The organism is Shewanella sp. MMG014, assembly GCF_018100775.1.
GTDB lineage: Bacteria > Pseudomonadota > Gammaproteobacteria > Enterobacterales > Shewanellaceae > Shewanella > Shewanella japonica.
Map to the genome: position 1 here is coordinate 203,491 of NZ_JAGJDZ010000005.1, position 23,045 is coordinate 226,535.

Below are 23,045 nucleotides of genomic sequence, written 5' to 3' on the forward strand. Positions count from 1 at the left end.
TAATAACACATTAAAAAAGGCGCAAATAGCGCCTTTTTTGTAAAAATAATCACATTATTTAAGAATCATCGTGTTCTATTTGCTGTTTGATACGAGCAAGCCGAAACATACTGACTAATCCCCATAACATGATACTCGCACCGACGGCCATCATAACGTAAAGCACATTGGGGTTATCTAACATTGGCAAAGCCTCAAGCCTGTAGCCAACAACTATCCCATATAGACCTATCGCTAATAGCAATGTCCCAGGTAAATCAATTATTGCCACCAGCATCATTTTCTTTTGAATTTCAGCGAGTTTGTGTTCTTTCGTTTGCTGCATGCTGCTTCCTTGAGCTCTGTTGATTTCCGTGAAGGCTTTGCTAAAGCATCAGCAAAGCATCATTAAGCTATCAAACCAAAAGCCTAAGTTAAAGCAGATTATCCATTAGCAACAGGTAAGCTTAATTTGATAATAGAAAACGTCCCACCTTGAGGGTCATCTATCACTGCAAAGCGGCCAACATCTGGAATATCAGTAGGAGGGACGCAAACTTTACCGCCCAATTCTTCTGCCTTTTGCGCCATCATGTCGCAATCATCGACACTAAAATACAACATCCAATGCGATGGCATATCACCAAACTCTTCGGTCATCTCCATCATGCCGCCAACAGCTTGCTTAGCAACAAGCCACTGCACATATTCAGCAACACCCACTTCTGACATATCCACGGACTCAGTATCAAAACCCAAAACCTGACAATAAAAGTTCTTCGATACGCCAACATTGCGGCACATGTACTCGACCCAACATAAGGTGTTTGGCTCAAAAGTGCGCTTGATACCTATATGTTCTATCGCCTGCCAAATTGAAAAACGAGCCCCTTCAGGATCACGACAGACGGCCATTTTTCCAGAGTCCCCCACAGCATGTGGCCCTGCGATAATTTCTCCACCAGCATGCTGAATAGCTTTAACGGTTTCAGCGACATCATCAACCGCAAAGTACAACTCCCAATGCGTGGGAAGGCTGGCCATTTCTTTGGGCATTTGATACATAGCGGCAATATCATCTCCGTCTATTTGTAGCATAGTGTAATGCCCTTCAGGCATAGGCATATCATCAGGATGCCATTGAAATAACGCTTGATAAAATCCTTTTGCGGAATACCAATCATGAGTGGCCAGTTCCACCCAGCAAGGCTGACCTTGCATGTAATGAGTCACATTCATAAACCTATCCTTGAAATGTATATTTGCTCAGTGCGATTAACGGCAAAGTTATCTGATATTCACTATCAAGACTAAAACTGACACTGCAAATATTTTGGAAATCATGTCTATAGTTAAGACCGTTTTAGTTAGCCTGTCGAGGGAATAATCTGTTTAATTTGCACCATAAAAAAACGCCCTCTTGCGAGAGCGTTTTTAACGCGATATACCATTCAAACTTTGGCTGTATAAGCCGAGGTTATATTGACCAGATGTAGTATATTTGCGACTTCATTCTGATAATAATTCCACGTATCACATCCAAGAAAGCAAGGAACTCAATTGGTTTAGCTGCCGACACCCATGCCAGCCCTACCGAGCCGACTGGAATATCGAAGCCCTCAGCTTCATGTAATTTCAAGCGCACGAAATGGTGCTTGTTATTAATGTTCTGCCCAGTTGTTTGTCTAACATTGTCATCTCGAGCAAGCAAACTACCTTGGGCTTCGCCTGTGGCTTCAATTATCCCTTCAACTTCTGCATTGAAAATTTTGCTAGGATATACTGCTGAAGCAAACTCTGCCATTTGGCCAACTTTCACATTACGAATCGCTTGATGATTCACCCGCATAAGCACGTACTTTTCATCAGTATACATTTGGATACGAGGTGCAACCCCCACATACTGTCCTTCACGCATGATGAAGTTCGTTAAATAACCATCTGCAGGTGCAAAAACCTTAGTATTGTCCAAGTTCCATTGCGCCTGAGCCACATTTTCAAGTTCACTGTCTAAATCAGACTGACGGCTTTCTACTGTTAAGTGTGCTTTTTGAATATCTAACTTTGCTTTTTGTACTTGGGTATTCGATTTGGCAATTTGTGTCACATACGAATCCACTTTCGCTTGCGCTAAATCGACAGCCGTTTGTTGCTCATCTAGCTGACTTTCAGTAATGGTGTCAGCCACTTTACTGTTTTGTTCAACATAACGATTCATGGTGGTTTGCTTCCACACCAAGTCTTTTTTACTCGCATGCAGTTGGTTTTGATTAATCGCAACATCAGACTGCGCAGCGTGTAAAACTTTTTCAGCGATACCTATATCTTCTTTAGCAAGTGACAATGCAACCTTAGCTGTTTGTTGCTGCACTTTAGCCTTATTCAGCGCTATTTGATAAGGCTCATCATCTATCTCGTAGATTAATTGCCCTGCTGTTACTCTCTGATTAGGTTCGACATAGATACCTTTTACATTACCTTTAATTTGTGTCGAAGCTGGACGCAATTGAATATGCGGAGATTGCACAACAGAGCCACCTGTAATATCCATAGGCGCATAGTTTAATAGTCCTACCCATACAAACAGTAACCAGCCAGCACCGCCTAAGTATGAAAAAGCTTTTGTGCCTTTATTCCAAGGCATACCTATCAAGCGTAGAATATAAATAAACAACGCCCAAACTGCTAATCCTTCAATCATGAGTTAATCTCCTCTTTTGCTGGAGTGGCGGTAACAGGCTGTTCCCGTTCATTCTCTCGCCAAATATCTCTGATCCTTCTTAATGCTTTACCACTATCAATAAACGCCACCATGACTGCTAACACCCAAACCCAATGCCAGATAAATCCAATCCATGTGAGCGCAGTAATCAGTCCTATTTGTTGATGTTTTTCTTTGTGAGCTTTATGAATCGGCAACTCGTGAACTTTCCAAAAACCGAATCCTGCGGCAGCGACAGCCCCGACCAATACAACTAAAGCCACACCATGAAGTGCAACATCAACTCCAGAATCGACGAATGGCATACTGAATAAACTCATAGTGATTGCACCTCTTGTTAACTTAGATGCTGCGTAGTGTGCACCCAAACGACAAAACCACAACACAAAGTAACCATACGTATCAATTATCAATGTTTTTTGATATATATAGTTACTTAAATATCATCTACCGATCCCAAGCACTTAACGAGAAATTGACATGGCATTTGAAGTTTCATTTATTCGAGTTTGCTGCATTTTACCCGTGCTAAAAGGGGTTGAAGCCCACTATGGCATCACAGCAAAGGATCTATCGATCCCTCAAAGCTTGTTGAATGAGCCCATGACATTAATCCCTTACTCGGAAGTATCAATGTGGCTGAGTAAGATTGAGCAATTATCGAATGTTCAAGATTATATGTTGACGCTCCAACACTACTTAACCGTCAACCAATTTAATATGCCTAACAACTGGTTCTTGGCGACTCCAGACTTGGCAATTACCTTTCGGCGCATTAACTATGCCATGGCTTGTTTTCATTCAGGTGCAAGTTACTACGGTGCTCAGTCGAATAAGATTATTAAATGGTGCTATCGCAATAACTATGTCAGCGGCAAAGCCAAATCCCATGACTCGCTCCGCATAGCCTTAACACTGCTAAATACCTGCAAGCACTTTTTAGGCAAAGACTTCACCCCGATTAAAGTGATGCTCAGCGGCCCCGCCATTAACCAACAGGAGAGCGAAGCGATATTTGGAGCCAAAGTGACCTGGAATGCGCCGCAAACCGAGATATGGCTTGATGTCGACTCCTTGATTAGCTCTGAACAACACTTTTTGGCTTCGCTATCCACCTCCCAACATATTCAGCGCAATAACAAAAGTAGTATTAGCCTCAATCAACTCGACTCATATTTAAATATGCCTCAACCCCATGACACGCCTAAAGTGCTTTATGAGCTGGTGAATTACATACGTTTTTATGGTTTACCCACATTAGATTCCCTTTCGGAATTATGTGGTTTTTCGAAACAACAATTACAGCGACGATTGCAGCGTAATGGCTTTAGTTTTACAGAGTTAATGCGCTATATCTTAGGAAATTTAGCAGTGAAATATATGCTTGAAGGCAAAGAGGTTAAAGAGATTTCGCAGCTACTTGGCTATGCCAGTGTACGCAGCTTCAGTAAAAGTTTTAGGCGATTACATCATCAATCACCGACTCAGTACGTTGAAAAATTGCATCAAAAAAGCCCTCAATAGAGGGCTTTTTTAGATTATCAATATTGCGTATAGCTTATCGATAAACAGGCAATAAATCAGCCATTGCCAATAAGTGACAAGCTGCTGTTAGCACACCAAAAAGAATCACTACAACCACTAGCGGCGTACCACCAGGAACTCTAAAGCTATTCTCATCAGGGAACATTTTACGTGACTTATACGCCATCATCGCTGGCACAATAGCAGCCCAAATTGTCGCGGCAAGAGCGGCAAAACCAATCGCGATTAAAAAACCATCTGGGAATAATAAGCCTAAGATGGTTGGCGGTATAAAGGTCACTGCAGCGGTCTTGATTCGGCCATTAGCCGATTCATCAAAATCAAATAAGTCTGCTAAATAATCAAACAAGCCTAAGGTCACCCCTAAGAAAGATGACGCAACGGCCAAATTAGCAAACAGAGTTAACATGGTATTTAGCCAAGCACTGGACATCACATCTGACAATGCCGCAACCAATACGCCCATATTCCCACCTTGAGCGATAATATCGCTAAAATGACTACGAGGAATATTGCCCATGGTGGCAATTAACCAGCACGTGTAAATCACTAACGCGATAAAGGTACCGATACAAATCGCCTTGATAATCACATTAGGCTGCTTGCCATAATACTTAACTAAGCTTGGCACATTGCCGTGATAACCAAAGCTTGTCAGACCAAAAGGAATGGCAGCTAAAATATATGGAGCAAAACTCGCCTGTCCGTCAGGGACTAACAAGTTCACGGTTTCCACATCAATCAGCAAATTACCGACGGCTAAAAAGAAAGTAATGATCATCCCGCCAAGCATTACTGTCGTAATACGGTCGACCACTTTAGTGCTAATCATCACAATCGCAGCAAGCACAAGGGCAAAAACTAAGCCTGCAATACTTTGTGGTAAATGAATGCCCATACCTGACAAGGTGTGGTTCACAATAGAGCCACCACCACTGATATAAGCGTAAGTCAGAATATATAATACGAAGGTAATGGAAAGCCCATTAACTATCCGCCAGAATTGGCCTAATGTCACTTTGGTTAACGTGTCGAAACTGTCGCCAGGTTTAAAATGTAAGTTGGTTTCAAGTAGCATTAAGCCTGACACCAACATACAAAACCAAATACCGATTAGCATGGCAATGGAATAGCCAAACCACATACCAGCACTGACAACAGGAAGGGAAAACATACCGGCACCGACTGTGGTACCGGCAATAATCATAGCACCGCCTAATAATGATTTATTGTGCGGTTGTGATTGTGTTGAACTCATAAAGTTAGTGGTTACCCATGTTCCATAGTGACGCTATCTACTATGGTTTTACGAACAGATAAACGCAACATACCATTGGCATGGTCGCGAATTCGGATGACAGCAAACTGATTGTCATTACCCGACAAGTGCCCTAATTCTTTTAATTTTACACTCAAATTATTGTAGAGTTTTTTATCATAAAACTCTGGCGCAGTTATTCCGTGTAAAGCACCTAAACGCTGAGCTAATAAGTGGCTCGCGCTTTCTAGATCTGAACGTTCAATATCCGGTTTATAAGCCAATAAATTAAAGATAATCGCGTAACGTTGTAATGTCTCACTGACAGTTTCAGACAATAACATTAACTGGGTAATATTACTTTGATTGAGTTCAAACTCGTCTGTACCCGAAATAAGCTGTTGCTCAACAAATAAGTTTAATACGCTATCAATGTAAGCGGGTAAGTCTTCAATCCCCATAAACAACTCAGCCTTGAGTAGCGGGTAGAAGTCATTAACGATTTCATGAATTTTTTGACGATTAAACTCTTCGTATTGCACCAAGCAACTCGCAATTAACGAAGGAACTGCCATTAAATGGATGATGTTATTACGGTAGTAGCTCATCGCAATTGCTGAAGACTCTTCAATCGCAATAATTTCACCAATTTGATCAGTGTGCGAAGTAAACTTTTTCAGTGATAGACATTGATCAACTAATTCACTAGCACTGCCTTGAGCTACTGAGGTGTAATCAGTGTAAGGCACTTCTTTCATCAATTTAAGATATAAATCTAGCTGACGTTCCAGCTCTGTGCGCTCTAATGCATTTTGTTCAGCGGCTAATAACACCATACTGGTTAACGTAACAGAGCTCGCAGCTGCTGCACTGTTAATGTTTGTCATCACTTTATTGGCTAATTGATTAACCGCAGGCGTTAACCATGTTGGTTTTTGCTCGGGATCTTTAGCCACTTCTTCACGCCAATCAGGCGACTGCTGATTTAAGAACTGCTGTACGTTAATTGGCTCACCAAAGTTAACGTAACCTTGTCCAAAGTTACCCAACTTACGCAATGCACCAAACACTTGCCATACAGATTCTTTTTGCTTTTTCTTACCACTTAATTCTTTATGATAAGTCGACACTTCCATGACATGATCGTAGCCAAGATACACTGGCACTAAGGTCACAGGACGCTCGATACCCCGCAATACGCTGTTTACCGTCATCGCTAGCATGCCTGTTTTAGGAGCAAGTAGACGGCCAGTACGTGAACGACCACCCTCAGTGAAATACTCAACTGAATAGCCTTTAGCAAATAGTTGATCTAAATACTCTCTGAATACTGCGGTATAAAGCTTATTACCGTTAAAACTACGACGGATAAAGAAGGCACCACCACGGCGGAACATTGGACCTGCCGGCCAAAAGTTAAGATTAATCCCTGCCGCAATATGCGGTGGAACCATGCCTTGATAATAAAGAATATATGACAGTAACAAGTAATCCATATGGCTTCGATGACACGGCACATAAACGATTTCATGACCATCATGATGCAGTTTACGAACTTGCTCCGCACTCTTGATGCTAATACCACTGTATAACTTGTTCCAAAGCCAAGTTAAGAAACGCTCAGCAATACGAATCAAGTTATCCGAATAGTCTGCCGCGATTTCATCAAGGTACTCAATGGCTTTTTCACGTGCCTTTTCTTCGGGAATTTTTTTGTTAACGGCTTCTTCTTGAATGGCACGCTTGATGGATTCTGACTTTAACAGTGAATTGAACATCGCTTGACGATTAGGAAGCTGAGGCCCCGTCATCACCTTACGTTGTCGGCGAAAATGCACACGAGCCACACGGATAAGCTTATGCGCAATACTGACATCTGTGCCGTGTTCATCAGCCATATAACGCAGCGACATGGCATTAGAAAATTGAATGAAGTTATGGCGACCTAAAAATAGAATCATTAACCATTTACGTAACCATGTTGGGTTTTCACGCTCAAAAACCGCAGCGGTCATGGTGTCATCTTCTTTACCTGGGATACGCCCCCAATATAGGCTTACAGGCACAAGCTGGATGTCGAGTTCTTTGTTCTTTTGGTGTAATTCGAGCAACTTAGTAAAGTTTGCTACAAATTTATCGCTACTATGGCGCTTACCAAACAAGGGTTTACGCCCTTCCACACACACAATTCTAGGGGTATTGAAACCATCAACATCTAACCGTTCATACGGACTTGGCAAGTTATATTTAGCTGTCATTTCATGTAAGGCAGCAATATCACTCAGCGACTCCGTTTTCATCACATAGACCACTGGCTTGTCAGGATCTAAGTTAAGGTCAGCGAACGGATCTTCAGGCACAACAACACTGTGTACCATTAATTTCTGAATCCAACGTAATGATTTAGCAATGATAGAATCTGGTTTTAGCATGGGTCTTCGCATTATCAACAACGATTTATTGCGCATAGGATACCAGAATATCATTCAGTTACACTAACCTCGGTAAATCTAGTTAACATTTAAGTAGCAAGTTTTGTTGGTTCTAACATCAAGTATCAATCACTTAGTAAGTAGCAAAACATTTAGGTACAGTACTGTATAAATAGACGGTATCCAGTACTTTTTGGCTTATTCACTTGAGTCATCAATAATAAAACACACTAATTTACCAGCCCCTATAAAAACAATAAACTACTGATTTAATGAACTTTAAATAACTAGAAACTTCGATAAAAATTCATATCTATTGCTTTATCAGCAAAAAATGTTGGTTAATACTTGCGCGACCAAAGATACTGTATATAATGACAGTCACTGTATAAAAAAACAGGAATCAACATGAGACCTTTAACGCCACGACAAGCTGAAATTCTAGAATTAATTAAATGCAATATTGCCGAGACAGGTATGCCACCAACTCGTGCAGAAATTGCCACTAGATTAGGCTTTAAAAGTGCTAATGCTGCAGAAGAACATTTAAAAGCACTCGCTAAAAAAGGTTGCATTGAAATTATTCCAGGTACCTCTCGCGGTATCCGTATGGTCCAAGAAGAAGAGGAAGTTGAAGAAGGCTTACCACTGATTGGTCAGGTTGCGGCTGGTGAACCAATTTTGGCGCTAGAACATGTTGAACAATACTTTCAAGTTGATCCTGAAATGTTTAAACCCAATGCTAATTTCTTACTACGTGTTCGTGGCGACAGTATGAAGGATATTGGCATTATTGAAGGCGACTTATTAGCGGTTCACAAAATGCAGCAAGCTAAAAATGGTCAAGTCGTTGTTGCCCGTGTTGATGATGATGTCACCGTGAAGCGTTTTGAAAAGAAAGGCAACGTTGTTTATCTGCATGCAGAAAACGAGCAGTACTCGCCGATAAAAGTCGATTTAACATGCCAAAGCCTTACGATTGAAGGGCTCGCTGTTGGCGTTATCCGTAATGGAGGTTGGTTATGAACACATTAATAGGTAATGCACCACGTCACCCAGGTTTATGGATGGACATGGCATCAGCAGCTGCGCCAGTAAAGCAAGGTATCGAAACCAAACAAACAGCTAACCAAGGGTTAACTGAATTAACTCAGCTATGCGGCCAGTTAGCCGTATTAAGTCAACAAGGGCGATGGATTGTACTGATTAACCCGCCTCACATTGGTTACAAACAAATTCTAGCGAACGCCAATGTCAGAATGGACCGTGTATTACTGGTTCACACTAAAGATGAAGTCGAAACACTGTGGGCAATGGAAAAAGCACTCACAAGTGGTACATCCAGCGCAGTGATTACATGGACAACCCCATTAGATGCTCGTGATAATCGCCGCATTCAATTAGTCGCTAAAAGCGCCTTAGCACAAGGTGTCATTATCGAAGATGTAAATACTCACTTACGTGATGACCAATTAAACGCCAGTAATCCTGTGACTGCAACCCAATTGAATTTATCTGCATTTCACTAAAGTCTATTTGCTAAAAAAGCCCTTCATTTCGGTGACGGGCTTTTTTTTGCGCCTTTTTTCAGCAAATTAGATGATAAAGTGATCTTGATCAATATTTAATCTCCAAGTAATGTAGTTAACAAGGGAGTAACATTTATTGACCTCTCTTAGTGGTAAAAATGAACATAAGTGATAAAACGCTGTAAAGATTGTGCTGGTACCATGCGGTATAGAAAGCCTTGAATAAAAAGCGTCAATTTAAGAATTGAAAAGTTCAGTATTAGGTACAAGTGTGGCCACCAAAACCCAATAGAATAATCGAGTATTAATACTCACTGCCACCGTGTACTTTGAAGTGATCAAACTTTTTCGGGAATAGAAAAGTTTGCATAGAGCAGAGTATTACTGTGTGACTTTTCCTTGTTGTTATTGCAAATCGCAATTGGCAGAGGAGTAGTCTTGTGAAGCGATTGTTGTATGGATTAATGGTGCTGTTTTTTGCAGTGCCGCTTGCAGCGGCTGATATGCCGCTTAACATGACCCAAGGGGTAACAGAGATCAGTGGTAAGGTTTACGACCTCCATATGATCATTCTTTATATCTGTTGTGCTATTGGTGTTGTGGTATTTGGAATCATGATTTACTCCATGATTTATCATAGAAAATCAAAGGGTGCAGTACCTGCTGATTTCCATGATAGTACCAAAGTGGAAATAGCATGGACTGTCGTGCCGTTTCTTATCCTCATTGGTATGGCAATTCCTGCCACAAAAACCCTCATTGCTATGGAAGACCCAAGTGATGCGGAGTTAACTATTAAAGTAACCGGCTCTCAATGGAAATGGCATTACAGCTATTTTAATGAAGACGTCGAGTTTTACAGTTTACTTTCCACCCCTGCCGATCAAATTACTGGGACAGAAACGAAAACTGAAACTTACCTACTTGAAGTCGATAAGCCCCTCGTTCTGCCAATCAATCGTAAAGTACGCTTTTTAATGACTTCAGATGATGTGATTCACTCTTGGTGGGTTCCTGCATTTGCGGTGAAAAAAGATGCTAACCCAGGTTTTATTAATGAAGCTTGGACCAAGATTGATAAGGTTGGTACCTACCGAGGCCAATGTGCTGAGTTGTGTGGTAAAGACCACGGATTCATGCCGGTGGTAGTTGAAGCCGTTTCTGAAGCAGACTTTGAGCAATGGCTAAAAGATCAAAAACAACTCACTGCTGATGCAAAAGCCGCGGCTGAAGCGTCACTGTCGCAAACCCTGACCTTTGATGAGTTGATGGCTCAAGGTGAACAAGTTTACATGGGCCGATGTGCCGCTTGTCACCAACCAAATGGTGCAGGACTACCTGGTGTATTCCCGTCTCTTATCGGCAGCCCAATCATTAAAGGGTCAGTTGCTGGCCACATTGATATTGTCGTCAACGGCCAGCCTGGTACTGCCATGCAAGCCTTCGCGAAACAGCTTACTGCAACAGAAATTGCAGCTGTTGTGACCTACGAGCGAAACGCTTGGGGTAATGATTCTGGTGATGTGGTTCAAGCTGCAGATGTGAACTCTGGTGGGGCACCTAGCGATGCAAGTTCAGCAAGTGATAAGCCAACGCCTGTCACTTTGCCTGCTGAATTACCAGCGACACAACCTGAGGTAGAACAAGTGGTTGCTGACGTCGTTGAAGAAGCAACACCTGACGTTGTTATGGATGACTTATCTATGGATGAACTGATGGCAATGGGTGAGCAAGTTTATCTCAGCAGCTGTGCTGCATGTCACCAAGCCGCTGGTACAGGTTTACCTGGCGCATTCCCTGCGTTAGTAGGCAGTCCGTTAGTCATGGGCCCTGTTGAAGGACACCTTGAAGTGGTTATCAATGGCCAACCTGGTACAGCAATGCAAGGATTTAGCTCCATACTCTCACCTCAGCAACTCGCAGCTGTTGTGACGTATGAGCGAAATGCTTGGGGAAATAATACTGGTGATGCTGTTCAAGCCACCGATGTTGTTGGTCATGGAAAGTAAGGGATACAGATGAGCACAATTACACAAGATACTACCCCAGCTCATGATGAACATTCTCATGACGGCCATGATGATCACCATCATGGCGCGCCAAAAGGCATCATGCGCTGGATATTAACCACTAACCATAAAGACATTGGTTCTATGTATTTATGGTTCAGTTTTATTATGTTCCTCACTGGTGGTGCGATGGCAATGGTCATTCGCGCAGAGCTATTTCAGCCAGGCTTACAGTTAGTTGACCCTAACTTCTTTAACCAAATGACCACAGTACACGGTCTTATTATGGTATTTGGTGCCGTCATGCCCGCCTTCACAGGGTTAGCCAACTGGCTGATCCCAATGATGATTGGAGCACCTGATATGGCACTGCCTCGAATGAATAACTGGAGCTTTTGGATCTTACCATTTGCCTTCGCGATTCTGTTGAGTTCGCTGTTTATGGAAGGCGGCGGCCCTAACTTTGGCTGGACTTTCTATGCACCGCTATCAACAACCTATAGCCCTGATAGCACTGCACTATTTGTTTTCTCGGTGCATATCATGGGGATCAGTTCGATTATGGGCGCAATTAACGTGGTCGTGACCATTGTTAATATGCGTGCACCAGGCATGACTTGGATGAAGTTGCCATTATTTGTATGGACATGGCTCATTACTGCATTCTTGCTGATTGCAGTGATGCCCGTACTTGCAGGTGCGGTTACCATGGTATTAACCGATAAATACTTTGGTACCAGTTTCTTTGATGCCGCAGGTGGCGGTGATCCTGTCATGTTCCAGCATATTTTCTGGTTCTTCGGTCACCCTGAAGTCTACATCATGATTTTGCCATCGTTCGGGATTATCTCGGCCATTATTCCCACCTTTAGTCGTAAAAAATTGTTTGGCTACGCTTCGATGGTTTACGCCACGTCCAGTATTGCGATTTTATCCTTCTTGGTTTGGGCGCATCACATGTTTACCACAGGGATGCCAGTATTTGCTGAACTGTTTTTCATGTACTGCACCATGTTAATTGCGGTGCCGACAGGGGTTAAAGTATTTAATTGGGTAGCAACGATGTGGCGTGGTTCAATCACGTTCGAAACCCCTATGTTATTTGCGATTGCCTTTATTATTCTCTTTACCATTGGTGGTTTTTCAGGATTGATGCTGGCGATAACACCTGCTGATTTCCAATACCATGATACTTACTTCGTGGTGGCGCATTTCCACTATGTACTGGTGACTGGAGCGGTGTTCTCTATTATGGCTGCTGCCTATTATTGGTTACCAAAATGGACTGGCCATATGTATAGCGAAACCCTAGGGCGCTGGCATTTCTGGTGTAGCGTGATTTCAGTCAATGTGCTGTTTTTCCCGATGCACTTTTTAGGATTAGCAGGCATGCCTCGCCGAATTCCAGATTACGCCATTCAATTTGCTGATATTAATCAAATTGTCTCAATCGGCGGATTCGCATTTGGCTTATCACAGCTAATTTTCTTAGCCGTAGTGATTAAATGTGTCAAAGGTGGCGAGAAAGCGGCTGATAAACCTTGGGAAGGCGCTGAAGGACTGGAGTGGACCATTGCCAGCCCAGCACCTTACCATTCATTCACCACACCACCAGAGGTGAAGTGATATGAGCCAGCCAACAAAATCAAACCGTAACTTACTTATAGGTCTGGTATTAGGATCAATAGGTATGTTCGGCTTTGGTTTTGCGCTGGTACCGCTTTATGACGTGCTTTGCGAGACCTTAGGCATTAACGGAAAGCCTCAAGGTACAGCAAGTCGTTATGAAGCGGTGGTCGTTGATAAAGAACGCACCATTACTATTGAATTTATCGCCCAAGTGCAAGGCAGTATGCCATGGGAGTTTGGCCCCAAAGTGAACCGAATACAGGTTCATCCAGGTGAGCTAACTCGCACTGCATTTTTAGCAAAAAACCTTTCTGCTAAACCTCTTGTAGGCCAAGCGATACCCTCGGTATCGCCTGGCCAAGGCGCTGCATATTTCAATAAAACGGAATGCTTCTGTTTTAATCAACAGCCCCTAGCTGCAAAGGCTGATGCTGAACTGCCATTAATCTTTTATGTGGATCCTGACTTACCCGATTCCATTAAAACTTTGACTCTCTCTTATACCCTCTATGACATCACAGACAAACAAACTGCGGCCATAGAGCAAGGAGCAGCAAGATGACAACAAAACATGAAACTTATTACGTGCCAGCGCAAAGTGCCTGGCCCATCATTGGCGCTATTGGGTTATTCCTGATTGCTTTTGGCGCAGGTTCGTACGTACAACAACTCGCCACCGAAGAAACATCGGGCGGCTATATTCTCGTGGCTGGTATCGCAGTCATCATTTTTATGCTGTTTGGTTGGTTTAAAAACGTCATTGATGAATCAATGTCTGGCTTATATTCAGCGCAAATGGATCGTTCTTTTAGACAAGGAATGAGCTGGTTTATTTTCTCTGAAATTATGTTCTTCGGCGCCTTCTTTGGCGCACTTTTTTACGCACGAATGGTCGCTATTCCGTGGTTAGGTGGTGCTTCAAACAATGCCATGACCCATGAAGTGCTTTGGCCGACTTTTGAAGCCATGTGGCCACTCACTAAAACACCTGATGGCACCACGACTGAAGCGATGCCTTGGACAGGGTTACCCCTATACAACACCCTGATATTACTCGCATCGTCAGTCACTTTACACTTTGCCCATGTGTCTCTTGAAAAGTCTAAGCGTGGGGCATTAAAAGTCTGGTTAGGACTAACCATCTTATTGGGTATTGGCTTCTTATTTTTACAAGTTGAAGAATATATTCATGCCTATCAAGAAATGGGACTGACACTATCATCAGGGATCTACGGCAACACTTTCTTCTTACTGACGGGTTTTCACGGTATGCACGTCACATTGGGGACTGTGTTCTTGATTATTCTGTTCTTTAGGGTGCTCAAAGGCCACTTTACCCCTGAAAGTCATTTTGCCTTCCAGTCTGGTAGTTGGTACTGGCATTTTGTCGACGTAGTCTGGTTATGCTTATTTATTTTTGTCTACGTCATTTAAGAGTATGGCTCACCTCTACAGAGGCGAGCTAATACGGCCTAGGGTTAGGTGTTACCCAGCCTAATCCTAGGGCCAACAACAATAACAACATCACCACAGCTGAAAAGATAACGCGTCGCCCCAAATATTGACTCATTGGCTGTTTGTTTTCAGCTTTAACCATAATAAACAAGGCTCTAGCTAAATTAAATAATATGAATACAAGCAGTAGTACTAATACAAGCTTGAAAATAACTAAGGTATCTAACGCTGCCATGGGCTCTCCTTTGCGAGTCTGGCGACTATCTACTGGGTTATTGCTGCTTGTTACTGTGAGTGTGTTTTCTATTTTGGTCAAGTTAGGTTTATGGCAACTCGATAGAGCCCAGTACAAACAAGCATGGCAAACCACGCTAGCTGAACGACAAGCCGCCAGCGCATTGGATTACCAAAGTTTACTTAATTTAGCTAACAATGACCCTGTGACAGGTTACCGATTAACTGTCGATACCATCGCAGTCAGCGAACAAATTTTATTACTTGATAATCAAGTTCATAACGGTCAAGTGGGTTATCTCGCATATCAATTGGTCAAGGTGTCTGAGTCACAACCTTGGTTAATGGTTGAACTAGGGTTTGTTGGCGCCAATAAAGACAGACGTATTCTGCCAGCACTGACTCCCATGCCTAATCAGCCATATGAGTTAACAGGGCGGGTCTATCAAAAACAAACAAACCCATTAAGCGAAGCGCTATATGCCGAAACATTTTCAATGAATAACCATGAAGTGATTCGGTTTCAAAATTTAAACCTTGTGGCCTTAGCAGAGAAAGTAGGCCACGAACTGGCACCGGCAGTATTGCAGCCAGATGTGACTCCAACAATGACATTAGCAAAACCTTGGACACCCATTCCCTTATCAGCACAGAAACACCAAGGGTATGCATTGCAATGGTTCACCATGGCAGCGGTTTTTTTAGGGCTCATGCTATGGATTGGTTTTAAAACGTTGAAGAAATCAACACACCCTATAACAAAATAAGTCGTAACAAGAGGAGCAAGTATGAACTCCCCAGCAAAACCAAAGAGCAACAAGACGCTTTATATACTGCTGTTGGTATTTATTCTACCCGTAGCTATGGCCAAACTCGTGCTCAGTATGGATCTTTATAATGGTGCAGCGACCAATAAAGGCCAACTGATTTCACCTTCAATAAGCTATCAGAGCTTATCAATGGACAACCCTCAGCCTCAGTCGTGGCAGTTACTTTATCTACTGCCAAAACAATGTCTTGAGCAATGCCAACAACGTTTATACGTTTTACATCAAAGTCATGTGGCATTGGGTAAACATCAAGATCGTGTCAGCCCTATTGTTTTGTTACAAGACGGCAGTGACACCCAAATTTTAGCCAGTTTAAATGTGCCTTTTGCAACCGCTCAAGCCAGCCCACAGCTAACTTCAATGATGGAAAAGCAACAGCTTATTATTGTTGATCCCCTCGGTAGCTTAGTCATGCAATATCCAGGTATTGCTGGTGAAGAAGAGAATATTGCGCAAGGTAAATCCATGATCAGCGACTTGCGCAAAATGCTCAAATTGTCGAGGGTCGGTTAATGAACATCAAAACCTTACTCAAATTCACTTTGGTGTTTACCTTTGCCGTGATCTTAATGGGCGCTTATACCCGTTTATCTGATGCCGGCTTAGGTTGCCCTGACTGGCCCGGCTGTTATGGCCATATTGGCGTACCAAGTGACTCCGCCGCATTAGCCAAAGTCGAAGAAAATTTCCCTAACCAAACTGTCGAGCCTAAAAAAGCATGGCTCGAAATGATCCACCGCTATATTGCAGGAGCCCTAGGGCTTTTAGTATTAACCATTTTAATTGTATGCTTGAAGCGTGCAGATGCACCTAAAAAACTGCCAATATTTATTTCAGCCTTAATACTATTTCAAGCCGCACTCGGGATGTGGACTGTTACCATGAAGCTAATGCCCATTATCGTAATGGGTCATTTAATTGGTGGATTCAGTTTATTTTCGTTACTGCTATTACTCTACCTTAGAACCAAACCTTTGCGGATCCCAGGTGGTGATGCCTACGCCAGAAAGCTTGCACCGCTTGCTATGGTCAGCATGCTAGTACTGATATTACAAATCATACTAGGTGGCTGGACCTCATCAAACTACGCCGCATTAGCCTGCACAACCTTACCGATATGTGAAGGCAATTGGATGGATAACTTAGCGTTTGCCAAAGCATTTTCGCCATTTCAAGGCGATCACCCTAGCTTTGAATTTGGCGTATTAGAATACCCAGCCCGCATGACTATTCATGTAACCCATCGAATTTGGGGCATTATCACTGCCGCTTGTTTATGTTGGCTGGCCTTTAAATTACTAAAAGCACAGTCATCAGTGATGCGTAAAAGTGCTTGGTTGTTGTTCGCACTCGTCGTAATCCAAGTGGGATTAGGCATTAGCAATATTGTTATGCACCTGCCGCTTGGTATTGCGGTTTCACATAATGGCGGCGCAGCATTATTACTGCTAACCGTTATTTTCATTAACTATGCGCTGTGGCGTAAAGCTTAAGCAAGGATTCTATTATGGCTAAATCACTTTCACTGTCCGCAAGCGCAACGAAAACCAACACTAGCTCTAGCCCACTACAGTGGCGTGCTTATTTTGAAATGACCAAACCCAAGGTGGTCGCACTGATGCTGCTAACAGTGCTGGTCGGTATGTGTCTTGCGCTCCCCGGCGCTGTTCCACTTCAACCGCTTATTTTTGGCATGATTGGCATCGCCATGATGGCAGGTGCTGCAGCGGCCTATAACCATCTTATCGATCGCCGTATTGATGGCTTAATGGCGCGTACCTACAACCGCCCTTTACCTAAAGGCAAAGTATCAGCAATCAAAGCCATGACCTTCGCCACTTCAATCGGCTTAGGTGGGTTCATTATTCTGTATGCGTTGGTTAACCCGCTAACCGCATGGCTAACGTTCGCCAGTTTAATCGGTTACGCAGTGGTCTACACCGCATATTTAAAGCGTGCCACACCGCAAAATATCGTCATTGGCGGATTAGCTGGCGCCATGCCACCATTACTAGGCTGGACAGCGGTCACCAACGAGTTACATGGTAATGCCCTGCTTTTAGTGATCATCATCTTCACTTGGACACCACCACACTTCTGGGCGTTAGCGATTCACCGTAAAAAAGAATACGCCAAAGTCGACGTGCCGATGTTGCCCGTCACCCATGGTGTAGAGTTCACTAAAACTTGCATATTGCTCTACACCTTATTACTGGCCATCGCTTGTTTATTACCTGTGTTAGTGGGCATGTGTGGACCTGTTTATTTAGTCGGTTCAACTTTATTAAGTTGTGGGTTTATCTATAAAGCTTGGCAATTAAAGTTCCATGACAAACCTGGTCTGGCAATGGATGTATTCAAGTTCTCTATTTACCACTTAATGATTTTATTCTTAGTGTTATTAGTTGATCACTACTTGTGGGTCTAAGCTATGGGTCTAAGCTATGGGCTTAAGTTATGCACATAGCAATAACCAATGCTGCAATGAATAAACGGGGAGTGACCGATTGAAAAAAATCCTTTTATTAGCCGTCATCATGTTGGGCTTAGGCGTTGCGGTTGCAGCGCTATTCCCTCGCCAATCAGCAAATACGGCCTTGATGGCTCAGGTGCCAGACTTAGCCCTTCAAAGTAGTTATCTTTTTGATAACCCAAGACCACTGGCCCCCTTTACCCTGCATGATCAATTGGGCAATGAGTTTGGCAATCAACAACTACTCGGTAAGTGGAGTTTACTGTTTGTCGGTTTTACCTCGTGCCCTGATGTGTGCCCGACAACGTTAAATAAGCTCAATGCTGCTTATGCTGAACTGCAATCAGTATCAGAAGATATTCAGGTGGTGTTTGTATCTGTTGATCCAGACAGAGACACGCAAACAAAGCGCTTAGATTACATCAATTTTTTTAATCGAGACTTTAAAGCTGTCACAGCTGACCACACTCAACTGTTCCCGTTCACCCGTGATTTAGGTTTCGCCTATGCCATGGTGGGTGACGGCGCTGATTATCAGGTAGACCACAGTACCAGCTATGTTTTAGTGTCGCCTAAAGGGGAAAAGTTTGCGGTATTTAAACCCAAACAACAACCAGGGAAAATTCCACAGATTTTGAATAAAGAACTGGTTGCTGATTTGAAATTGATTATTGAAAGTGCATAGTGTTTTTTGATTAGAAATTGAATTATGACAAAGCCTCAATATGAAAATATTGAGGCTTTTTTGGGTTCATATATGAGATAGCAATTAAAGGTTTAATCCTTTGATTGTCGTTTGTCGCAATCCACAGCTAAATAAATTCTATTAAGCCATTAGGATAATAAGCTAAAGTTGTACCCTACTTTTACGCCACATTTTGTCGAAAACAATCATGCAGATGAGAGATAAAATTAAAAATACCCCCATTTGCTCAGAAAAAGGTACAAATCTTGGCGAACTATTCATAGCGGTATGAAGCAAAACCACCATCAATAGGTTTCCCCCTGTACGGTTATATAACCATGTAAAAACAATACCCAACATTATACAAGCGCCTGCTTTAGCAAAAACCATTTCAGGCGGATCACTATATTGCCCGATAACGAATAATGGGAAATGCCATAAACCCCAAGCAATACCGATAAATACCGAGCTGAGAAGTGGACTAAATCGTTGCTGTAAACGCGGTAAAATCCACGCTCGCCAACCTGCCTCTTCGCCAATAGCGACCACCAAAAATGTGAGCAAAATTGAACGTGCGGTGTATAACCCCCAAGTCTGCAACTCTAAATTATGCTCGACTGCCTCTACCTGTATCTTTTCTCCAGTCATGCTAGCCATTAACACACCTAACATCATCCATACAGAAGGGAGCAACAAAGCGATTAACCACCACTTAATCGATACACGCCACTTGCCCACTGAACTTAATGCTTTTGAACGACTAACAGCCAAAGAGGCGATTACAAAGCTCCCAATTACTGCAGACACTATTACACCTAGGATTCCTGTAACAGAAATTCCAGCTGGTCTAGCCTGAGAAAATTTTTCAGCTGTAATGCCATCACCAGTTAGCAGTATTGAAAAATACAATCCAAACAACAATGCGAAAAAAGTACTAAAGCATAACCACCACTTTTTATTTCCAATGTCAGCTCCATGGCCACATAGCTGGTTCATAAAAATGGCTGCTAATGCAGGCCCGAAACCTGCACCAACATATATTCGCCCTAACGACCAATCAGAACCTGCAAAGAAAGGAACGGTAAACCAAATTGACCAGGTAAATCCAAAACAAAGAATCAGAAAAGCACTAACAGGATACCTTTTTCCAAACGTCTTCAATATTTTCATTGTTAAATACTCATATTTAAGAGCTAGAATTTAACTTTTCTCGTTAAATTGTCACCAGCATGGACTTAGCAAATCTTGCATGCAGTTTTCCGATAGTTTTTGCTGCATGTAACGACAGCATTAAACCGATAAGACTAAGAGGGGCGGAAATAGGGAGCCAGTACCAATTAATATCAATACTCAAAGAAGGGTTTATCGTATTGAGTAATGGGTCAATAACTGGCGATAAGAATAACAAAATTGAAAATACTGCTGGTAAAACGAAAATAGTGAAATACAGTAAAGATAATGGTAACTGAAGCAATAGGTACAATATCGATGTCCAATTCTCGCGATTTTTAATTAAAGCTATAACTCCTTTTAGAGACCTGAACTGAGATAGGTTATGCAGAATTTTAGGCCTATGTGGCATGCGCTCACCTAATAACGGCTCAATTAATCGCCCTTCAAATAATGAGAAATATCGCATTGAGTTGATGAAAAAAATAAATAACGGTATGCCAATCAATACAAGGGATGCAACGGCGCTACTTAGCCCAACCAATAACACCCAAGCTATATAGACCATAGATAATGGGAAGCTAATAAAATAGTAAATAAGCGCTTTAAAGGCCGCAGTATCTTTTAATATCGAGAAAATTGAATCGGATTGAACCTTTGATCGATACTCTTTCCTACCATGAAATGCTAAATCAACAGTTAACTCCATGTCACAGTAATGCTGAGCAATAACTTGCGGAGTACCATAATCTTGGATGATATCCGGCATAGGATTGGCTTTATTACTTGTTTCTAATAGTGCTGCACGAAAGTGACTTTCCGCGTCAAATTTAGCATCTTGTACTAATGATAAATCTTGATTGTGTAATGCGGCACTTAACTCACGTAAATAATGTTGAATATCCTTTTCGATAGCTTTATTTGACTTCATCGTTTCCATTTGATTTGCCTGTAATTATTTGATTTACAAAAAGCTGAGTGCGTTGCCAAATCTGCAACCACTCTTCTAATACTTTTTTGCCCAATATTGAGATAGTGAAGTACTTCCTAGGAGGTCCGCTTTCAGAAGGGAGTACCTGACTTTCCAATAAGCCTTTAGCCTCCATATTCCGCAGCACAGGATAGATCACTCCTTGCTTGTCTGTATTAGAGTGACCTAAAAGTTTGGAAATCTGATATCCATAAAGTGGTTTATCTGAGTTGTTCAATATACTCAGCAGCACAAGTGCAGAAGTGCCTGAGTTGAGTTCTTTACTAAACTTTTTAATCAACAGATCAACGGCTTCTTCATGCTCTTTGATATCTTTTTTGTCAATTCCATTCACGTAACAACCACTAGTGTTTAGTTAATACTAGTGGCACGATATCACTAGTGTTAACTAAATACTAGTGATATCTTTTAAGCTTAAGAATTTGGAACTTACCTATACTTAATGAAACCCTAATACCACTTATTCAACTTTGATTTCCAAACTTCATTTGAATTAGGTTCAAGGTCGTGGCGCTTCGCCCACACCAGACGAAAGGGAAACAACAGCATTTCCCTTTTCGCTGATTTTCATAAGAGCCTTGCCGCCTCTACGAAATTGCTCTTAAAAGCGAGCAAGCCTCATGCTTATTCAAAAATAGCTAACGCATTTCAGAAGTTTCAATGGGGAACTGTTGTATCCGCAGATTCGCTTGCCCTAGTTAAGCACGAATAAAAGTCTTAAAAGGCTTGAATGCTTCAATTGAATTGAGGCAAGCAAGAAAATCACGTGAGTCCAGACATGGATGTCTGGCTAGCTTTCGAGGGGAAGGGACGCCCCACCGGAAGCGTTAGTGATTTTCACAGCTTGCCGAAGCAGGCTACAAACGAAGTCAAAAGCTATGGAAACCTCCGTTGGAAGTTTTCGCTTTTTAAAACTTCGCCGGAGCGGGTGGGTGTTCCAAGAGGGAGTTGCCGTTCACTCCCTTTTGGTCGGGTGTGGGTGGACAACCCACGACCTTGTTCTATTCCAAACGAAGTTTGGAAATCAACAAAACATCAAACCAAAAGACTATTCTTTTGGCCAGCTTCCATCATTATTCGGTCTCACCCACGCTTGTGAAAACCAATAGTAGCCATTTTGGGTTTTACTCGGCGCTGTGCAGTTATAGCGGCTGCGCCCTGCTGGTAAGTTAGCTGGCGCTTGAATACTAAATTCCGTCTCAGAAATCCACGTTGGCTTTTTAGCCCCTTGCCCTTGAACAAAGCACATGACTTGATGTGGGTAAATATCGCTTGTATCCAGCTCAACAGTCAGCTCTGGACGCCAATTACCAGCAGTTAATAAAGGGTCATTGATATTTTGTTTGAGAACGGGCATGTTCAAACTGGTAAATTTAACTTTCAAACTATCCAAGTCTGCATAGGGGCCTGCCACAGGAAAACGAGGTAATGCGGTTAATGCAGAGTATTTACCTGCGGCACCAGATTGCTGGCCTAATCCTATAAAATCATGCTGCTTGAGGATGTTTTCAACATCAGCATTATATTCACCATATGGATAAGCCAGCATTCTCACACTTTGGCCTGTGTGCTTTTTAATTTCAGCTTCGGTGTCTAATAAATTTTTCTCAATACGAGTTAACCACTGCTGCTTAGTTTCGCCTTCAAGCTTACGATTCAAATGCTCATGCGCCCAACTGTGATTGGCAATCGTCGCACCATCTTTAGCAAGTTGATTAATGTCATCCCAGCTCATCATCCCTGCATACCCTTTTTCAATCGGTTCAACCGACACAAACAAAGTGTAAGAAAAGTGATGCTTTTTCAGCACAGGCGCAGCCGCTTTTGCAATGCTGTCATAGCCATCGTCAAAAGTAATGACAATGCTTTTATCCGCGATTGGCTTGTTTTGTTTTATGGCATCAACCGCTTCTTGTAAGCTAATGATGGTAAACTCGTTATCAGCAAGATACTGCATCTGCTCTTCAAATTGAGCAGGCGTCACACTGGTAATTGCTGGCGTTGTTTCTGATACGTGGTGGTATTGCAAAATGACCACGGCATGCGCATTAACAGAAAAAAGCCAAATTAATCCCAACAGACTTTGTTTTAACATAAGATTCCT

Annotated in this window: 23 protein-coding genes; 12 read left to right on the forward strand and 11 right to left on the reverse strand. The window is 42.4% G+C overall.

Going from position 1 to position 23,045, the window contains the following annotated elements; translation table 11 throughout:
• Positions 1–58: 58 nt before the first annotated feature.
• From J8L86_RS10190 to J8L86_RS10205, 4 genes are all read right to left on the reverse strand, one after another.
• Positions 59–325: a tetraspanin family protein gene (locus J8L86_RS10190; RefSeq protein ID WP_080914608.1), complete on the reverse strand. Its 267-nt coding sequence runs from the start codon at positions 323–325 to the stop codon at positions 59–61.
• Between the two features lie 98 nt (positions 326–423).
• A complete protein-coding gene (locus tag J8L86_RS10195) occupies positions 424–1,218 on the reverse strand; it encodes a VOC family protein (RefSeq protein ID WP_065110189.1) in 795 nt (264 codons plus the stop codon).
• 238 nt (positions 1,219–1,456) lie between these two features.
• Positions 1,457–2,680 (reverse strand): biotin/lipoyl-binding protein, encoded by a 1,224-nt coding sequence (locus J8L86_RS10200; protein ID WP_211030137.1) that lies wholly within the window; start codon positions 2,678–2,680, stop codon positions 1,457–1,459.
• On the reverse strand, positions 2,677–3,021 hold the full coding sequence (locus J8L86_RS10205; protein WP_211030138.1) for an MFS transporter: 345 nt from the start codon (positions 3,019–3,021) through the stop codon (positions 2,677–2,679). Before J8L86_RS10205 ends, J8L86_RS10200 begins: the two co-directional genes overlap by 4 nt.
• A 160-nt stretch (positions 3,022–3,181) precedes the next feature.
• Here J8L86_RS10205 and J8L86_RS10210 point away from each other — a divergent pair, with 160 nt between their 5' ends.
• Entirely contained in the window at positions 3,182–4,225 is a 1,044-nt protein-coding gene (locus J8L86_RS10210; protein WP_211030139.1) for an AraC family transcriptional regulator, read from the forward strand.
• A gap of 34 nt (positions 4,226–4,259) precedes the next feature.
• Here J8L86_RS10210 and mtr read toward each other — a convergent pair whose 3' ends face one another.
• Together mtr and plsB are read right to left on the reverse strand one after the other, a co-directional pair.
• Positions 4,260–5,504 (reverse strand): tryptophan permease, encoded by a 1,245-nt coding sequence (gene mtr / locus J8L86_RS10215; protein ID WP_055025393.1) that lies wholly within the window; start codon positions 5,502–5,504, stop codon positions 4,260–4,262.
• 11 nt (positions 5,505–5,515) lie between these two features.
• On the reverse strand, positions 5,516–7,936 hold the full coding sequence (gene plsB, locus J8L86_RS10220) for a glycerol-3-phosphate 1-O-acyltransferase PlsB (protein WP_065110192.1): 2,421 nt from the start codon (positions 7,934–7,936) through the stop codon (positions 5,516–5,518).
• Positions 7,937–8,344: 408 nt separating this feature from the next.
• Between plsB and lexA the strand changes: the two genes are divergently transcribed.
• From lexA to J8L86_RS10250, 6 genes are all read left to right on the forward strand, one after another.
• Positions 8,345–8,962: a transcriptional repressor LexA gene (lexA, locus tag J8L86_RS10225; protein WP_055025395.1), complete on the forward strand. Its 618-nt coding sequence runs from the start codon at positions 8,345–8,347 to the stop codon at positions 8,960–8,962.
• The gene (locus tag J8L86_RS10230; RefSeq protein ID WP_055025396.1) at positions 8,959–9,465 is read left to right on the forward strand and encodes a SulA-like leucine-rich domain-containing protein; all 507 of its coding nucleotides are present in this window, start codon (positions 8,959–8,961) and stop codon (positions 9,463–9,465) included. Before lexA ends, J8L86_RS10230 begins: the two co-directional genes overlap by 4 nt.
• A gap of 440 nt (positions 9,466–9,905) precedes the next feature.
• Positions 9,906–11,474 (forward strand): cytochrome c oxidase subunit II, encoded by a 1,569-nt coding sequence (gene coxB, locus J8L86_RS10235; RefSeq protein ID WP_065110193.1) that lies wholly within the window; start codon positions 9,906–9,908, stop codon positions 11,472–11,474.
• A 9-nt stretch (positions 11,475–11,483) separates the two neighbouring features.
• Complete coding sequence (ctaD, locus tag J8L86_RS10240) at positions 11,484–13,100, forward strand: cytochrome c oxidase subunit I (RefSeq protein ID WP_055025398.1); 1,617 nt, start codon at positions 11,484–11,486, stop codon at positions 13,098–13,100.
• Between the two features lies 1 nt (position 13,101).
• Positions 13,102–13,665, forward strand: coding sequence for a cytochrome c oxidase assembly protein (locus J8L86_RS10245; RefSeq protein ID WP_065110194.1), 564 nt, complete (start codon positions 13,102–13,104; stop codon positions 13,663–13,665).
• The gene (locus J8L86_RS10250; RefSeq protein WP_055025400.1) at positions 13,662–14,537 is read left to right on the forward strand and encodes a cytochrome c oxidase subunit 3; all 876 of its coding nucleotides are present in this window, start codon (positions 13,662–13,664) and stop codon (positions 14,535–14,537) included. The genes J8L86_RS10245 and J8L86_RS10250 overlap by 4 nt, the downstream gene beginning before the upstream one ends.
• A gap of 28 nt (positions 14,538–14,565) precedes the next feature.
• Here the strand turns inward: J8L86_RS10250 and J8L86_RS10255 are convergent, their stop codons facing one another.
• The gene (locus J8L86_RS10255; protein ID WP_055025401.1) at positions 14,566–14,793 is read right to left on the reverse strand and encodes a DUF2909 family protein; all 228 of its coding nucleotides are present in this window, start codon (positions 14,791–14,793) and stop codon (positions 14,566–14,568) included.
• On the opposite strand from J8L86_RS10255, the gene J8L86_RS10260 reads away from it, so the two are divergent.
• The 5 genes from J8L86_RS10260 to J8L86_RS10280 all read left to right on the forward strand — a co-directional run bounded on the left by J8L86_RS10260 (position 14,792) and on the right by J8L86_RS10280 (position 18,780).
• Positions 14,792–15,559 (forward strand): SURF1 family protein, encoded by a 768-nt coding sequence (locus tag J8L86_RS10260; RefSeq protein ID WP_065110195.1) that lies wholly within the window; start codon positions 14,792–14,794, stop codon positions 15,557–15,559. The two genes, J8L86_RS10255 and J8L86_RS10260, sit on opposite strands and share 2 nt — an antisense overlap.
• 21 nt (positions 15,560–15,580) lie before the next feature.
• Positions 15,581–16,135, forward strand: a complete 555-nt coding sequence (locus J8L86_RS10265) for a hypothetical protein (RefSeq protein WP_055025403.1) — start codon at positions 15,581–15,583, stop codon at positions 16,133–16,135.
• Entirely contained in the window at positions 16,135–17,115 is a 981-nt protein-coding gene (locus J8L86_RS10270; protein ID WP_055025404.1) for a COX15/CtaA family protein, read from the forward strand. Before J8L86_RS10265 ends, J8L86_RS10270 begins: the two co-directional genes overlap by 1 nt.
• A gap of 14 nt (positions 17,116–17,129) precedes the next feature.
• Positions 17,130–18,050, forward strand: coding sequence for a heme o synthase (gene cyoE, locus J8L86_RS10275; RefSeq protein WP_065110196.1), 921 nt, complete (start codon positions 17,130–17,132; stop codon positions 18,048–18,050).
• A 109-nt stretch (positions 18,051–18,159) separates the two neighbouring features.
• Entirely contained in the window at positions 18,160–18,780 is a 621-nt protein-coding gene (locus J8L86_RS10280; RefSeq protein ID WP_211030284.1) for an SCO family protein, read from the forward strand.
• A 162-nt stretch (positions 18,781–18,942) separates the two neighbouring features.
• Here J8L86_RS10280 and J8L86_RS10285 read toward each other — a convergent pair whose 3' ends face one another.
• From J8L86_RS10285 to J8L86_RS10300, 4 genes are all read right to left on the reverse strand, one after another.
• The gene (locus tag J8L86_RS10285; protein ID WP_211030140.1) at positions 18,943–19,950 is read right to left on the reverse strand and encodes a type II CAAX endopeptidase family protein; all 1,008 of its coding nucleotides are present in this window, start codon (positions 19,948–19,950) and stop codon (positions 18,943–18,945) included.
• 43 nt (positions 19,951–19,993) lie between these two features.
• Positions 19,994–20,881, reverse strand: a complete 888-nt coding sequence (locus tag J8L86_RS10290) for a sensor domain-containing protein (RefSeq protein ID WP_065110198.1) — start codon at positions 20,879–20,881, stop codon at positions 19,994–19,996.
• On the reverse strand, positions 20,868–21,275 hold the full coding sequence (locus J8L86_RS10295; RefSeq protein WP_197495561.1) for a PadR family transcriptional regulator: 408 nt from the start codon (positions 21,273–21,275) through the stop codon (positions 20,868–20,870). The genes J8L86_RS10290 and J8L86_RS10295 overlap by 14 nt, the downstream gene beginning before the upstream one ends.
• A 714-nt stretch (positions 21,276–21,989) precedes the next feature.
• Entirely contained in the window at positions 21,990–23,036 is a 1,047-nt protein-coding gene (locus J8L86_RS10300) for a polysaccharide deacetylase family protein (RefSeq protein ID WP_211030141.1), read from the reverse strand.
• Positions 23,037–23,045: the final 9 nt, after the last annotated feature.

Excerpts from the sequence above, each read along its gene's own strand:
- J8L86_RS10280 (WP_211030284.1), top strand. The coding sequence starts at position 18,160 with ATGTTGGGCTTAGGCGTTGCGGTTGCAGCGCTATTCCCTCGCCAATCA.
- J8L86_RS10190 (WP_080914608.1), bottom strand. The coding sequence starts at position 325 with ATGCAGCAAACGAAAGAACACAAACTCGCTGAAATTCAAAAGAAAATG.
- J8L86_RS10270 (WP_055025404.1), top strand. The coding sequence starts at position 16,135 with ATGAACATCAAAACCTTACTCAAATTCACTTTGGTGTTTACCTTTGCC.
- J8L86_RS10265 (WP_055025403.1), top strand. The coding sequence starts at position 15,581 with ATGAACTCCCCAGCAAAACCAAAGAGCAACAAGACGCTTTATATACTG.
- J8L86_RS10300 (WP_211030141.1), bottom strand. The coding sequence starts at position 23,036 with ATGTTAAAACAAAGTCTGTTGGGATTAATTTGGCTTTTTTCTGTTAAT.
- J8L86_RS10200 (WP_211030137.1), bottom strand. The coding sequence starts at position 2,680 with ATGATTGAAGGATTAGCAGTTTGGGCGTTGTTTATTTATATTCTACGC.
- J8L86_RS10255 (WP_055025401.1), bottom strand. The coding sequence starts at position 14,793 with ATGGCAGCGTTAGATACCTTAGTTATTTTCAAGCTTGTATTAGTACTA.
- ctaD (WP_055025398.1), top strand. The coding sequence starts at position 11,484 with ATGAGCACAATTACACAAGATACTACCCCAGCTCATGATGAACATTCT.
- J8L86_RS10290 (WP_065110198.1), bottom strand. The coding sequence starts at position 20,881 with ATGAAGTCAAATAAAGCTATCGAAAAGGATATTCAACATTATTTACGT.
- J8L86_RS10195 (WP_065110189.1), bottom strand. The coding sequence starts at position 1,218 with ATGAATGTGACTCATTACATGCAAGGTCAGCCTTGCTGGGTGGAACTG.
- J8L86_RS10245 (WP_065110194.1), top strand. The coding sequence starts at position 13,102 with ATGAGCCAGCCAACAAAATCAAACCGTAACTTACTTATAGGTCTGGTA.
- J8L86_RS10230 (WP_055025396.1), top strand. The coding sequence starts at position 8,959 with ATGAACACATTAATAGGTAATGCACCACGTCACCCAGGTTTATGGATG.
- J8L86_RS10285 (WP_211030140.1), bottom strand. The coding sequence starts at position 19,950 with ATGAAAATATTGAAGACGTTTGGAAAAAGGTATCCTGTTAGTGCTTTT.
- lexA (WP_055025395.1), top strand. The coding sequence starts at position 8,345 with ATGAGACCTTTAACGCCACGACAAGCTGAAATTCTAGAATTAATTAAA.
- mtr (WP_055025393.1), bottom strand. The coding sequence starts at position 5,504 with ATGAGTTCAACACAATCACAACCGCACAATAAATCATTATTAGGCGGT.
- J8L86_RS10260 (WP_065110195.1), top strand. The coding sequence starts at position 14,792 with ATGGGCTCTCCTTTGCGAGTCTGGCGACTATCTACTGGGTTATTGCTG.
- J8L86_RS10205 (WP_211030138.1), bottom strand. The coding sequence starts at position 3,021 with ATGAGTTTATTCAGTATGCCATTCGTCGATTCTGGAGTTGATGTTGCA.
- J8L86_RS10210 (WP_211030139.1), top strand. The coding sequence starts at position 3,182 with ATGGCATTTGAAGTTTCATTTATTCGAGTTTGCTGCATTTTACCCGTG.
- cyoE (WP_065110196.1), top strand. The coding sequence starts at position 17,130 with ATGGCTAAATCACTTTCACTGTCCGCAAGCGCAACGAAAACCAACACT.
- plsB (WP_065110192.1), bottom strand. The coding sequence starts at position 7,936 with ATGCTAAAACCAGATTCTATCATTGCTAAATCATTACGTTGGATTCAG.
- J8L86_RS10250 (WP_055025400.1), top strand. The coding sequence starts at position 13,662 with ATGACAACAAAACATGAAACTTATTACGTGCCAGCGCAAAGTGCCTGG.